Source organism: Confluentibacter citreus (assembly GCF_002807055.1).
GTDB lineage: Bacteria > Bacteroidota > Bacteroidia > Flavobacteriales > Flavobacteriaceae > Confluentibacter > Confluentibacter citreus.
In genome coordinates this window covers 127660-142666 of the sequence record NZ_NIXN01000001.1, presented here as the reverse complement: position 1 = coordinate 142666, position 15007 = coordinate 127660, and the positions used below count along the sequence as shown (strand labels likewise).

10 protein-coding genes are annotated in these 15007 nt (G+C 33.6%); 4 read left to right on the top strand and 6 right to left on the bottom strand.

The annotated features are described in order from the left end of the window. Positions 1 to 121 precede the first annotated feature (121 nt). Complete coding sequence (gene tamL / locus CDH49_RS00565; RefSeq protein WP_100613378.1) at positions 122 to 2653, bottom strand: translocation and assembly module lipoprotein TamL; 2532 nt, start codon at positions 2651 to 2653, stop codon at positions 122 to 124. 346 nt (positions 2654 to 2999) lie between these two features. Here tamL and CDH49_RS00560 point away from each other — a divergent pair, with 346 nt between their 5' ends. Then, entirely contained in the window at positions 3000 to 3752 is a 753-nt protein-coding gene (locus CDH49_RS00560; RefSeq protein WP_100613377.1) for a TrmH family RNA methyltransferase, read from the top strand. A 41-nt stretch (positions 3753 to 3793) separates the two neighbouring features. Here CDH49_RS00560 and porT read toward each other — a convergent pair whose 3' ends face one another. Both porT and ubiE read right to left on the bottom strand, forming a co-directional pair. Beyond that, positions 3794 to 4519, bottom strand: coding sequence for a type IX secretion/gliding motility protein PorT/SprT (gene porT, locus CDH49_RS00555; RefSeq protein ID WP_100614426.1), 726 nt, complete (start codon positions 4517 to 4519; stop codon positions 3794 to 3796). A 4-nt stretch (positions 4520 to 4523) separates the two neighbouring features. Continuing rightward, positions 4524 to 5249 carry a bifunctional demethylmenaquinone methyltransferase/2-methoxy-6-polyprenyl-1,4-benzoquinol methylase UbiE gene (gene ubiE, locus CDH49_RS00550; protein WP_100613376.1) on the bottom strand — a complete coding sequence of 242 codons (726 nt, stop codon included), beginning with the start codon at positions 5247 to 5249 and terminating at the stop codon, positions 4524 to 4526. Positions 5250 to 5561: 312 nt separating this feature from the next. Between ubiE and trkA the strand changes: the two genes are divergently transcribed. Both trkA and CDH49_RS00540 read left to right on the top strand, forming a co-directional pair. Then, entirely contained in the window at positions 5562 to 6911 is a 1350-nt protein-coding gene (gene trkA, locus CDH49_RS00545; RefSeq protein ID WP_100613375.1) for a Trk system potassium transporter TrkA, read from the top strand. 91 nt (positions 6912 to 7002) lie between these two features. Next, positions 7003 to 8496, top strand: coding sequence for a TrkH family potassium uptake protein (locus CDH49_RS00540; RefSeq protein ID WP_193434705.1), 1494 nt, complete (start codon positions 7003 to 7005; stop codon positions 8494 to 8496). 19 nt (positions 8497 to 8515) lie between these two features. On the opposite strand, the gene CDH49_RS00535 is transcribed toward CDH49_RS00540, so the two are convergent. The 3 genes from CDH49_RS00535 to CDH49_RS00525 all read right to left on the bottom strand — a co-directional run bounded on the left by CDH49_RS00535 (position 8516) and on the right by CDH49_RS00525 (position 14232). Beyond that, the gene (locus CDH49_RS00535) at positions 8516 to 11206 is read right to left on the bottom strand and encodes a T9SS type B sorting domain-containing protein (protein ID WP_100613374.1); all 2691 of its coding nucleotides are present in this window, start codon (positions 11204 to 11206) and stop codon (positions 8516 to 8518) included. 722 nt (positions 11207 to 11928) lie between these two features. After that, on the bottom strand, positions 11929 to 13113 hold the full coding sequence (locus CDH49_RS00530; RefSeq protein WP_100613373.1) for a pyridoxal phosphate-dependent aminotransferase: 1185 nt from the start codon (positions 13111 to 13113) through the stop codon (positions 11929 to 11931). Positions 13114 to 13131: 18 nt separating this feature from the next. After that, positions 13132 to 14232 carry a fatty acid desaturase family protein gene (locus CDH49_RS00525; RefSeq protein ID WP_100613372.1) on the bottom strand — a complete coding sequence of 367 codons (1101 nt, stop codon included), beginning with the start codon at positions 14230 to 14232 and terminating at the stop codon, positions 13132 to 13134. A gap of 142 nt (positions 14233 to 14374) precedes the next feature. Between CDH49_RS00525 and rsmG the strand changes: the two genes are divergently transcribed. Beyond that, positions 14375 to 15004: a 16S rRNA (guanine(527)-N(7))-methyltransferase RsmG gene (gene rsmG / locus CDH49_RS00520; RefSeq protein ID WP_100613371.1), complete on the top strand. Its 630-nt coding sequence runs from the start codon at positions 14375 to 14377 to the stop codon at positions 15002 to 15004. Positions 15005 to 15007: the final 3 nt, after the last annotated feature.

The window sequence follows — 15007 nt, the reverse complement described above, 5'->3', positions numbered from 1 at the left end:
ATTTTATTTTATTAATAATTAAGTCAAAAGTAATCATTTTTTGAATATATATTCTTGATTTCAGCCCATGAAAAGCTTAAAATACGCGAAAACGTTATAGTGTAAGTATTTATAAAATAGGTTAAAAAGGGTAGTTTATACCAATGTTGTAAACGGCGTTTCCAAAATTATAATCCTTAAACCATCTATCTCCACTTGGATATGAGGGGTCATAGGTTTTAAAACCAACATCAAAACGAAAAACAAAGAAGCTAAAATCATAGCGGAGTCCAAAACCAGAGCCAATAGCAATATCTTTTAAAGAGCTTAAGTTTTTAAATGTGGCTCCTTCTGTAGTAACGTTGTCCATAACATTCCAAATATTTCCAGTGTCAACGAAAACGGCACCATTCAAGCTCTCAAATAAGTTAAAACGTTGTTCAACACTAAATGCGAGTTTTAAATTGGCCTCATTAAATTCATTTAGACTTTGGGAACTTCCAGGTCCTAAATTATAAGCTGTCCAAGCACGGTTATCGTTGGGGCCACCAGCGAAAAAACTTTTTGAAAAAGGAATGTTATTTGAATTACCATATGGAATGGCTATACCAAAAAAGGTTCTCATGGCAAGAATATTCTTTTTACCTAAATTCCAATGTTTTACGTAATCTAATTCGGTTTTTACAAATTGGGAATAGGCAACATTGAAAATTTCATAGTTGTTATTTTGATTTTTTTCGAGACCTATAAGTTTTGAAGCTGAAGATAATAGGTTTCCTGCAACTTCCAATTTAAATCGAAAAATCGAAAAATCATCATCAAATAAGCTCACACGTTCATCATTGGTTAAACTAAAACTTGATGAAATAATCAAGTTGTTTTCAGTCAGCCTGTTTTTCCTCTCGCCTATGTTGTTAATGGTTCTCAGTTGGTTTTCTGAAATTCCGCCCGGTGTTGGTGTTGCTAAAGCATATGCAATAAAGGTGTCTGCTTCTTCAGTAATTAAATTGTCATCTGGATTAATATAATTAACATCTTTTGCTATTTCATTTAACGAATTAAATGATGTTCTATAAACATCAAAATACCTACCTACATTCAAGTTTCTTATGTATTGTAAATTAAATACATCTAACCTATTGGTCACTTTTGAAGATGGCCTCCAGTTGAAACTAACAATACCATTAAAGGTTTGTTTATCTAACCCAATATTGGTTTGACTGGTAGTGGATAAACTCATTCTTGTGCTAGGCGACATATATTTTGGTACAATGCCCTCTGTATAAAAAGGAGTGAAAAATCTGGGAATGGTTAATTTTAAATCAACGCCATATTCATTGATATCAAAGAAAGGGTCATTGGAGTTTTTGTCGTTTGAAGGGCCTTTGGAAGACCCTATAGCTCCAATGGCAGAAATCTCAAAGGTTTCCGCGCCTCCAAAAATATTTCTAATTAATAAGCTGGGATTTAACGATAAGCCAATCGATTGAATATTACTCTGCGATACTTCGGTGCTAAAACCTAAACTGAATTTTTTTAATGGTGTTAAACTAATGGTCGTACTAAGTGTATTATCAGAATTCTCAACATACTCAATATTAGGGTATTTAAATGTGCGCAATTCATTTAAATAGCTATAGGTTCTCGTTCTGTCTAAATCCCTAAAAGTTTCTCCACGAGAAATAAAAACAGCATCGGTTAAAGCCTTTGGGCGATATCGCATTTTTCCATAACTATATAATTTAAAGCTATTATAAGAAACAGAATCTTGAAATGGCTTTCCGCTGTTTTCAAAAGTATAGTCTGTAATTATTTTTACTTCATCAATAGTGTAGACTTTAAAAGGGACCCTAACAGTGGTATCTTGTGTTCTTATGGCCCTATCTTGAATTTGTATTTCAACATTTACCTTTTTATTTGTGCCTATGGTATCCATTTCCATGGTTATATAATCTTGACCAAAATGAAATATGCCCATATTGCGTAACTCCGTTGAAATTCTGTTACGCTCCAATTCAAAATTCACCGTCTTATATTGCTCGTTTTGCTTTATTAAAGAATTTTTTTTAATTGATCTTTTATAAAGAGTATCAATTATCGGTGTTGAAATGTCTTCAGAAATAGAGTCAATAATAAATGCTTTGCCTGTTTCTACTTTGTATTCAATATCGGCACTTTTATTTTCTTTTTTTTGAATATCATAAGAAGCTTCAACATCAAACCATCCATTATTTATATGATAATCTTGAAGCCTCTTAACCGAGCTTATGGCTTTGCCTTCATCAACTATTACAGGGGCTTCTCCTGTTTTTTTTATCCATTTATTAAAATTAGTACGAGACTGGATGTATTTATCCAATTGCTTTTTAGACAGAAGACTTTCTAAGTTTTCCCTGTGTTTAGGGTTTTTATCAAGATTTGTATTTAAGATAGAATCTATGTTAGGTCTAGCCAAATTATAAAAGTGAAGGCGCAATGGAAATCCTAAAATTTTTTGATTTGGCTCTTGTGAAATTAGATTGGTTATGGTTTCAGATTTGTCTTTTTTGCCATTTACATAAACCGTATTGTTAGTAAGCAAATACTCGTTTTCAGCAACTCTTTTTGTGCTATCACAGGATATTAAGTGTATAGTGATAATAAATAATACTATTTTTGAGAGTTGATTTTTCATCTGCTAATTTCTATTTTTTTAAATTGGTCAGATGGAATTCTTATATTGAACATGATGTTTTATTTTAGAACTTTTCATTGCTCATTTCAGATGAAAATTTTAATTAATTAAAGTTGTTCGATTTGGTGGTGAAACCAATAAAAAGGGTTTAAAATATTTTTTAATATGGATTCAAAAATACTAATATTTCATCTCTTTGTTTCTATTTTTTTTAATTAGCATCTTCGCTTGTGTGTATTTTATAAGTATGATTGTTTATGCTTAAAAATAATTAAATAAAAAATGATATAAATTAGGGGTTGAATATTTTTTCACTTTCTTTATAAATCAAAATAAACCTAGCATTGTGTCTCAATCACTATCTAAAAATCAAATAAAATTAATAACTAATTTAAAGCAAAAAAAGTATAGGCTGTTACATGGTTTTTTTGTTGTTGAAGGCATTAAAACGATTAGGGAACTCTTAAGCTCTAATATACAGCTTTATACTCTTTTCACAACCGAAAGCTTCAAGAATGATGCCAACACAGATGGCTATTGGGATGAAATTTTAATTTCTGAAGCCGATTTAAAGCGCATAAGCTTTTTGACTACCCCCAATAAAGCACTTGCCATTTTTAAAATACCAACATCAAAACCTATTGATACCAATGAATTGATTGTGGTTTTGGATGATATAAGAGACCCTGGTAATTTAGGCACCATCATCCGACTTTGTGATTGGTTTGGGGTTAAAGATTTGGTTTGTAGTAATGCAACGGTAGATTGTTTTAATCCGAAAGTCATTCAAGCCACGATGGGCTCTATAACCAGGGTAAATATTACGTATGCAGATTTGCCATCGTTTTTAAAAGAAGTTGCCATGCCTATTTTTGGCACCTTTATGGATGGCGAAAATGTGTACAACAAAAGTTTGCCTAAAAAAGGTGTTTTGGTTTTAGGCAACGAAGCCAATGGTATTTCTAAAGATTTAGAAGTCTTAATTAATGAAAAAATAGCAATTCCTAGATTTGGCAACATTCAAGTTACCGAAAGTTTAAATGTGGCAACTGCAACCGCTATTTTGCTCAGCGAATTTAGAAGAAAGTTAAGTGTTTAAAAACGGATAAACAACAAAACATCTAAACAATAAACAATATTTTATTGGAACGTAAAGTTTATGAGAATCGCTCGTGTTTTCATACTATTAATATTGCTAGTCCATGGACTATTTAGGTCTTGGTCTGGTACAAGCTCATCATTAATACCAAATACACCTCTAATGGAAGGCGTGAATTTAAAATTATATAAATAAAAATCAATACCAAATCCTAGCTCATAGAACAGTGTGTTTTTTGTAGTTCTAAATTGCCCATTTCTGTTGTCGTCTGGGTTATCTTCATTGCTGGAAAGATTTAGCGCCGTTGAAAATCCACCTACAACAAAAGGTTTAAAGTTGTTAATGCGTTTGGTAGAAAACTTAACCAATAACGGTAAATGTATGTATGTAGATTTCACCTCTCGTATTAAATCAGAACTTGTAGGTGCTCCAATAAAATAAGTTTGACTGTAATATAACTCTCTTGTAGTGATTAATAAACCTGGTTCTAGGCGTAAATCAATATAATCATTGATTCTTAAATTTCCAATAAGGCCAACATTAAAACCAGCACTTCTTTTTACATAAATATCCCTTAAATCTTGATTATAGTCAAAATTAAAATCGTAGCTATTAAATCCTAAAAAATAGCCCCATCTTAGCAAATTATAATCAGTAGATCCTTTTCCTTGATTGGCATCATAACTCACTTTTTCTTTTCTGAATAGCTGTGCGTTGGAAGTTTGGAATAGGATTAAAAACGATAATAATATAAAAAGGTGCTTCATAAAATTATTTTGATGACACATATATGGTTGCCACACCAAGCGTTTGCGGAAAATCTTTAACACTAATAAACCCAATTTTACGCAAAATATTGTTTAAAGCCTCTCCGTATGGGAACATAGAAGCCGATTCGCATAAGTATGTGTAGGCACTTTTGTCTTTTGAAAACAGCCGTCCAATAACCGGTAAAATGTTTTTTGTGTAAAAATTGTACCCTTGTTTATAAGGTGTTTTTGTAGGCATCGATGTTTCTAAAATAACAAAGCAGCCTCCAGGTTTTAAAACGCGAAGGATTTCTTTTAAACCATTTTCTAAAGTTTCAAAGTTTCTAACTCCGAAGCTCACTGTAATGGCATCAAATGTATTATCCTCAAAAGGCATGTTTTCAGAATCACCCAAAACCATCTGAATTTTGTTTTCTAAGCCTTGTTTTTTTATTTTTTCTTTCCCAATTTCAAGCATACCATTGCTAATATCCAATCCAATAATTTGAGTAGCATTGGTTTTTGTTAAAGCAATGGCTAGGTCGCCAGTTCCTGTGGCAATGTCTAAAATGGTATTAGGGTTGGTTTCTTTTACAATATTGACTACTTTTTTGCGCCATTTTATATCAATTCCAAAAGAAATGACTCGGTTTAAACCGTCATAGTCTCCAGAAATGGTATCAAACATTTTTGTAACCTGCTCTTTTTTACCTAACTCGCTATCCTTATATGGTTTTATCTTTGACAAATCGCTATTTTTTTTGGCAAACCTACATAATTTATTTCAGCTTTTAAATGTCTATCAAAATCAAAATAATTAATTGGGTCTATTGCGTATATTATATTATAAATATGAAAAATAAATCTTTAAAAAATATTAAACAACACAGTTATAAATAATTGTAAAACGTAATATTTAATTTATAGTATATTTGTTATACTTTTTATGACACATAACAAATGAAACACCATGGTATCACATATACATACGAGGATGATTTTTCAGGGTGTTGCTCCCGATAGTTATCGGGATGCCCGAAATTTAAAATAATGTAAACGGATGAAAATAATTATTGCTGGTGCTGGTGAAGTTGGGTTTCATTTAGCCAAATTATTGTCGTATGAATCTCAAGAGATTACTTTAATAGATCCAAATAAGACTAGTTTAGCATACGCAGACACCCATTTAGACATTAGGGTTATTAAAGGAGATGCTACGTCTATTGCAATTTTAAAGGAAGCGCGTGTTGCAACGTGTGACTTATTTATAGCCGTAACGTCTAGTGAAACTACAAATATTACGGTATGTGTTTTAGCTAAGCAGTTAGGCTCTAAGAAAACCATTGCCAGAATTTCAAATACTGAATTTATAAAACACAAGGATGAAGTAGGATTTACAAAATTTGGTATTGATGAGTTGATTTCACCAGAAGCATTAGCGGCTTCTGAAATTGAACTATCATTAAAACAATCATCTTTCAATGAAAATTACGAGTTTGAAGGTGGCGCACTCACCATGGCAGGTTTAACACTTTCTAGATCGGCTTCATTTGTTGGAAAAACAGTAAGAGAGGCTGCCGAAATCTTCCCAGAACTACATTTTGTGCCCATCGCCATTCAACGTTTTGGAACGCAGTTCACTATCATACCCAGAGGAGATACTAAGTTTAAACGTGGAGATAGTGTGGTTTTCATAACATCTGAAGGCGGCGCAGACGAGCTTTGCAGACTTACAGGAAAGATTAATAGAACCATTAAAAACGTCATGATTTTAGGTGGCACCCTAATTGGATTTAAAACGGCTAGGGATTTAAGTGAAAAGGATTTTAATGTTAAGCTCATAGAAGAAAATAGAGATAGAGCGTTTGATCTTGCCGAACAATTAACTAAGGTTTTGGTAATAAATAGCGATGGCCGTAATGTGGATTTATTAGATGAAGAAAACATTGCTGATATGGATGCTTTTATTGCTGTTGGAGCCAATTCTGAAATTAATATAATGTCTTGTTTGGTCGCTAAATCGAAAGGGGTGAAAAAAACCATTGCTTTAGTAGAAAACATGGATTATTTTGAGCTATCGCAATCCATAGGAATCGATACATTAATTAATAAAAAATTGTTGGCTGCCAATAATATTTTTAGGTACATACGAAAAGGAGAGGTGGTTGCCATGACGAAACTCAGCAATTTGAATGCAGAGTTATTGGAATTTGAAGTGAAAGCAACCTCTGCTGTTTGTAATAAAACCATTAAATCCATTGATTTTCCTAGAACAGCCATTATTGGAGGGGTAATTAGAAATGGTGTTGGAATGATAGCGCTTGGTAGTTTTAAAATTCAAGAAGGCGATCGTGTGGTGGTTTGTTGTTTGCTTCAGTCTATAAAACGGGTAGAAAAATTTTTCTTGTAAAAATTATTATGCCTAAATTCAGTAGTGTTAATATTTCAAACATTTTAAAAGAATTGGTGTATTTGTGGCACATAAAATAAATAAAATATAATTGAAACTTAACTATAAAATCATTTTTCACTTTTTAGGATTGCTATTATTGTTTAATGGCGGTTTTATGTTATTGTCTGCTCTTATAAGTTTTATTTATAAAGATGGAGTCACATTTCACATATGTCTTGCTGGTATTTTAACTTTGGTTGCTGGGGTGGTCGTTATGTTAATTACTCGAAGCCATAAAAAAGAAATAAATAAACGAGATGGTTATATTGTGGTTGCTTTTGGATGGATTATTATGTCATTATCGGGCACGTTACCATACGTATTAACAGGTAGTATTCCCAATTTTACAAATGCTTTTTTTGAAACTATTTCTGGCTATACAACAACCGGAGCCACTATTTTAAATGATATTGAAATAATACCCAAAGGTGTTTTATTCTGGCGTAGTACCACACATTGGATTGGTGGTATGGGTATTATTGTGTTAGCAATAGCTATTTTGCCTTTGCTAGGTATTGGAGGTATGCAGCTTTTTGCGGCCGAAGCACCTGGCCCCAGTGGTGATAAATTACATCCTAGAATTACGGATACTGCGAAACGTTTGTGGTTAATTTATTTTGGTTACACTATTGCCGAAACATTATTGCTCAACCTAGCGGGGATGTCTTTCTTTGATGCTATCAATCATTCTATGGCAACCTTGTCCACTGGTGGGTTTTCAACAAAAAATGCAAGTGTAGCCTATTGGAACCATCAACCCATTATTCAATATATTATTGTTTTATTTATGTTTTTGGCTGGTTCTAATTTCGTTCTTAGTTATTTTGCCTTTAAAGGGAAAGTTCAAAAAATAATCAATGATGAAGAGTTTAAATTGTATTTTAAGTTCGTACTTGTTTTTACAATAATAGCGGCACTTATCATTTATTTTAGGGCAGATGTATCCATCTCGTCCATAGAGCATCCTATGGTATGGGGAGAAGCGGAAAGTGCTTTTAGACACGCTTTGTTTCAAGTACTATCCGTTATAACTACTACTGGTTTCATAACTGCAGATTATACGTTGTGGACACCTTTCTTGGTGGTTTTCTTCTTCGGACTTATGTTTTTGGGTGGTTCTGCAGGAAGTACGGCAGGTGGTGTGAAAGTGGTAAGGCATTTAATTCTTATTAAAAATGGTTTTTTGGAATTTAAGCGTACCCTCCATCCAAATGCCATCGTACCTGTTCGCTATAATAATAAGGCCATTAATAGATTTATCGTTTTTAATATTTTGGCATTCTTTATACTGTATATGATTTCCTTTATAATTGGTGCTTTGGTGTTTTCTATGTTTCAAATAGATTTTCAATCTTCAATTGGCTTATCAGCTTCAAGTTTGGGCAATATTGGTCCGGCACTTGGTAATTTCGGCCCTGTTAATAATTATTCGGCATTACCACCGTTGGCAAAATGGTGGTCATCTTTTTTAATGCTTATTGGACGATTGGAACTCTTTACGGTACTTATTTTATTCACGCCTTTCTTTTGGAGGAATAGGTGATTTTGCTTGGGATTTAATTCTAATACTTCAAAGTAAAATGACCCATTTTAACGAACGTTTTATTTTCAATATCTACTAAAGTTGCCTTAAACCAATAGTCGTCGGAAGAAAGGAGTTGTCCATTGAACTGACCGTTCCACCCCTCTTGGTTTGAAGCTAGATCCATATAGTAAAGGACTTTTCCATATCTATCAAAAATATATATGTCCGCGGATAGATAAAAGTCACCTGAAATGCCCTCTATCCTCCATGTGTCATTATACCCATCCCCATTGGGCGAAAAGAATCTCGGATAACCAATAAAGTAAGTTTTAGTGCTTATGGGGCTTTCACAATTATTAATGTCTCGAACATACACGGTATATAAGCCTGCACTTACATTGCTAAATGTGTACGCTTTTCCATTCCCAAAATAATTAACACCATCTATGGAATATTCATAGCTGCTATCTCCAATTACGGAAACGTATATTTGGTTGTCTCCTGATATTACTTCATCGAAAATCACGGATTTTGACGGATTGACAGTGAAATTTTTAGTCAAAGGGCATATTAAACCATTCTCGGTATTGTAAACGGTTACGGAATAATTCCCCGGCTGCGTCAGTTCTATAGTTCTATTTGTGGAAATAATAGTTCCGTTACCATCAAACCATTCCCAAGCATTGTTGTTTTGATTTCCGTCCAGCAGAATGGATGGTTCAAGGGCACAAATGGTGTATGTTTTTTCAACATCCAATTCAATGGCATCGTTAACAACTATATCAAAGGAACCTATACCTGCACAATCATTGTCTTCTGTTTCGGCCCTTGCCCAAAGACGGGTAGATTCGCTTTCATGGCTTATCCACAGCGCGTTTGTTTTTGTTTGCGCATCCAGGGAAGATTCATAAAAACTTATTGAGGAGGATTGCGGGAGATTAAACTGTGCCCTTATTTCCTCTGCCTTCACGCCCAAATCGAAACGTCCTTCTTGATTATCGAATTTAAAATCTGAATTTTCACAGGCGTACATGGGCGGTATGTCCGTAAGCTCATTATAAATGGCCTCAATAAAAAAATTGCTTATGGTATAGCAGCCTTGCTCAGTGATGATCTTAACAAAGATTTCTTCCAGATTATTGCCGTCAAAAGAAGTTGTGTAGTTTTCTGGATTTACTATTTCATTTGACTCATTTATGGCGTCATTATAGGAGTGGAAAAATGAAAATTCAAAATCCCTAGTATAGTTTAAAACCTTATCTTCAATATTGTTTAGATTTATTAAAATGATGCCATCGTTATCAGTATCACACTGTAAAAGTGTTTCGTTTGGAGCAATTTCAGGAACCGGATATGCCTCAACTTCCTTAAAGATTTCGTTGGTTTGGTTATTGAAATAAATCGTGGCCTTTACCATATAAGTCCCACTGGTGGTATATTGGTGGGCGGGTTCAAAATCTGTTGAGGTAGTGCCGTCCCCAAACTCCCATAATATGGCATCCAAAGGCGCATAGGTGTCCGTTATAAATTCCAATGGCTCATTAAGGCATTTGTTTTCCGTAATGATTCTATTTCTTAAAAATGAGGTAATAAAATTAGGAAGGCCTTTAAGTGAATTGCTATTCCTTAAACTGATAGATGTAGACTCATAATCTGGATTCTCAAAATTCTCCGGATCATTGATTACACCTATTCTGTTGAATGGAATAGCAGGTTTTCCAGGCACATAATTGGCAACATATATTTTTCCGTTTGTCGCCAATTGTAAAGAACCAAAATTGATTTCTGAAGAACTAGAAATTAATATTTTTTCATTGGCTGGGTCCATTTTATTGTTTAAAAGATATTTGTATAGATAGCCTATGTTACTTTGGTTAGTAACAGAGAAATATAGAATTTTAGAATCTTGGGAAAATTCCAGTCCATAAGGAGAACGAGGATCCAATATCATACTAGGGTTTATCGTGGTGTCATAGGTCATTGTTAAATTACTGATATCAAAATCATATAAATAGATAAAGTATCCGGTAAAATCTGCAAGTGCTATTTTTTTTCCATCAGGTGATATTTTTAGCGCCCCCACTATGGAAACTAAATCATTATGTTGGGATATTTTTGGTATCCGGTCCACCCCGTTTTCGGTAACATTAAAAATAAAAAAGGTGTTGTTTATGGCACTTGGCGGAAAGGCTCCAAATGTAATCACTTTGATGGAATTGGTTGCGGCATCATGTATGGCCGTTAAGCGTTCGCTTGACGTATGTATCAAACGTGTATTCTTGATAGATACCGCTCCCAAAGGGTTTTCATTGGAAAATGTCACCTCAGAGTAGTATAGCCCAGGTCTTTGCGTTGGATTTACAGATGACAAAAACCGTGTCGTGAATATATAATAGGTGTCAGGGTCATTTGGTTTTGGAACAATAAGGGAAGACTGTACATGGTTTATATCTCCGGCTAGATCGGTGCCGTTAGCCATAATTTCGTGTTTCCTGTTCCAAACCGTTTGGCCATTGGTGTAAAATAACAAATTGCCATCAGTATCTGATATGGTAGAACATCCGGCAGGGGTATCCATGGCGCCATCATTTAAAACCGCTACCATCCCATCATTAAAATCCATGCCAGCATTTTCCCCAAAGTACCAATTATTGGCTTCATTTTGTGAAAAGGAAGTTATGGAGCCAAATAAGACTAAAAACGATAATGTAAATTTGAACAAGTCCATGGCATCTCTACAATATATGGTAATCTTTAAGGTGTTAAAGTACAATATGTCAATATAATATGAGAATTATAAAGGTCTTTTTACATGTTTATTCGTTGAATTTATCAACTTAATAAATTTTAAATGTGGTTTTTGCGAAATTACATGAACATTATAACTGGTATTGTTTGTTTGTTTAACAAAGCAGTCTTGGCATTCTTATTAATATTAGAGAAATATTGTTTAATGGAACAATTTCAAAGCTGATAATATTTCTGTATGTAATATATAATTAACTAATCTTATTGCATGGGATTCGTTTAAGTACCATTTCATTGAATCTTATAATATTTCATTAGAATTGTGTAATTAAATATAAGCGAGTGCCTATTACATTTGTTTAAATTATATGACCCATCGCGTAATCATTTATAACAACAATATGGATAAGACTATATAATTTATTTTAGTAGTATGTGATATAATTATTTGTTTGTAATACTCAATAGAATTTAAATTTATAGTTGTTGTCTAAGCTTCATTGAAAAAGAGAATTATTAAAACAAACTGTCTAGAATTATTAAAGGAATGACTTGTATTAGTTTGGGAATTAAAAACACGTTATAAAACTCTAGGCAGTTTTTTTATTATAAACTTGATATTTAAAAAGAGTATAGCTTATCATTTTCGCATAAAAAAAGCCGCTAATATTATTAGCGGCTTTTTTATTAATGCTGTTTTCTTTAACTCACAGCTTCTTTTATTCTTTTAATGGCTTCAATAATTTGTTCTTGTGAAGCTGCATAAGAAATTCTAATACAATCTGGATTTCCAAACGATTCTCCATCAACTGTGGCAACTAATGCTTTTTCCAATAAAAACATGGAGAAATCAGAAGCATTATTTATGGTCATGCCTTTTATTGTTTTTCCGAAGAAATAAGAAATATCGGGGAATACATAAAACGCACCTTCAGGGGTATTAGTTTTAAAACCTTCTATGTCGCTAAGTAATCCTATAATTAAATCACGGCGTACTTTAAACTCATCTATCATATATTGCACTCTAGATGGTGGTTCGTTTAGAGCAGTTATTGTAGCACGTTGAGCAATACAATTGGCACCACTCGTAATCTGTCCTTGCATCTTGTTACAAGCACGCGCAATTTTTTCTGGTGCACCAATATATCCAATACGCCACCCTGTCATAGCAAACGCTTTCGATACCCCGTTTACGGTAATGGTGCGGTCGTACATGTCTTCAAATTGAGCCATGCTCGCATGTTTGCCTACATAATTAATATGTTCGTAAATCTCATCCGATACAACATAAATGTTAGGGTATTTTACCAATACATCTGCCAAAGCCCTTAATTCATCTTTGCTATAAATAGACCCACTTGGGTTACAAGGCGAGCTAAACCAAATCATTTTAGTATTTGGTGTGATAGCAGCTTCCAATTGGGCCGGAGTCATTTTAAAATCCGTGTCGATAGATGTTGCAACTTCTACAGGAATACCATCGTTAAGTTTTATAAGGTCGGCATAACTAACCCAATACGGACAAGGTATTATTACCTCATCACCTTTGTTGGTCATAACCGCAGCAATATTTGCCAAAGATTGTTTAGCTCCAGTCGATACAACTATTTGGCCAGGAGTATAAGTTAAGTTGTTATCACGTTTAAATTTAGTGATAATAGCTTGTTTTAACTCTACGTAGCCATCAACAGGTGAGTAAGAATTGTAATTTTCATTAATGGCTTGAATGGCGGCGTCTTTTATAAAATCTGGAATATGGAAATCTGGTTCGCCAAGGCTTAAACCAATAATGTCTTTTCCTTCAGTTCTAAGCTCTCTAGCTTTAGCGGCCATTGCTAAAGTTGCAGACGTAGCCATGTTTAAAATTCTATCGGATAGTAATTGCATTTAAATAAATAATAATGGTTAGACTTGTAAAGCTGGTTTCATGCCCATGTACCTTAAGTGTTTAAAGTGAGCGACGATGGCTTTACGGGTTGTTTGATATTCGTTATAAGGTAAGTTAAATTCTTTCGCTGTTTCCTTAACTATTTTAGATATTTTAGTATAATGAACATGGCTAATATTTGGAAATATATGATGCTCTACTTGGTGGTTTAGGCCACCGGTAAACCAATTTACAATTTTGCTGTTTGTGCCAAAATTAATGGTTGTTTTAAGTTGGTGTACAGCCCAAGTGTTTTTCATGGTGCCATCTGCTTCGGGTAAAGGCATCTCGGCATCTTCCATAACATGTGCCAATTGAAACACAACACTTAAAATTAAACCAGCAGTATAGTGCATTATAAAAAAACCAATAAGTATTTTCCACCAAGCAATACTTAAAACGAGCATGGGTATAACAATCCAAATGCTTACATAGATTACTTTAGATATAACAAGTTTGCTCCAGTTCCATGTTGGGTTAGGGAATTTACCATAAGATAATTTGCGTTTCATATAACGTCTCATTTGCAGAAAATCTGTAGTAATGGCCCAGTTAATGGTTAACAAGCCGTATAGTAAAACAGAGTAATAATGCTGAAATTTATGATGCCATTTCCATTCGGTGTGTTCAGTAAAACGCAAAATACGTCCAGCATCCAAATCTTCATCATGCCCATGTATATTTGTATAGGTATGGTGCAGAACATTGTGTTGTACTTTCCAGTTATAAGTGTTACCAGCAAGAATGTAAATACTACTTCCCATTAAACGGTTTATCCACTCCTTGTTAGAAAAAGATCCATGGTTACCATCGTGCATGACGTTCATACCGACACCCGCCATGCCAATACCCATCACAATGGTCAGTAATAATTGTGCCCAGCCAGGCATGTTTAATGTTAATAGTAAAAAGTAGGGTGTTAAAAACAAAGAAAACATGACAACGGTTTTTAACCAAATATTCCAATTACCAGTACGTTTTATATTATTCTCCTTAAAGTAATCATTAACACGCTTATTAAGCGTTCTAAAAAAGTTTGCTGAATCTGTTCTTGAAAATGAAAGTGCTTGTTTATTCATGCTATTAATTAAATATGATATTTGGTTTTCGGCGTTATACCATACGCGGTGCAAAGATAGGTATAAACCAGTTTATACTAATAACGTTTTTTATTAAATTTATGACTGTAAAAAGTATATTTTTGCTCAAAATTTGAAGTAAATGGAGCTTATTTTAAAATATTTCCCACATCTCACTGAAGACCAAATAACAAAATTCACGGCCTTGCAATCACTTTATGAAGATTGGAATTTAAAAATAAATGTGGTTTCAAGAAAAGATATAGATGAACTTTATCTGCGACATGTTTTACATTCTTTAGGGATTGCTAAGTTTATAAGTTTTAACGAAGGAAGTAATATTTTAGATGTGGGCACGGGTGGTGGTTTTCCAGGTATTCCTTTAGCCATTATGTTTCCCGACTCCTCATTTCATTTGGTTGATAGCATAGCAAAAAAGATAAAGGTTGTTGATGAGGTTGTTGAAGGTTTGGGTTTAGAAAATGTAAAAACCACTAATAGCCGTGTTGAAGATATTACTGGTCATTATGATTTTATAGTAAGTAGGGCGGTAGCGGCTATGCCAACCTTTGTACATTGGACTAAAGGTAAAATAGCTAAAGAACAAAAGCACACCATCAAAAATGGCGTTTTATATTTGAAGGGAGGAGACCTTGAGGAAGAACTAAAAGATTATAAAAACATTGTGGTTTATAATTTAAGCGATTATTTCTCAGAAGAATTTTACGAAACTAAAAAACTGGTATACTTGCCTTTAAAGTACAAAGGATAGCTG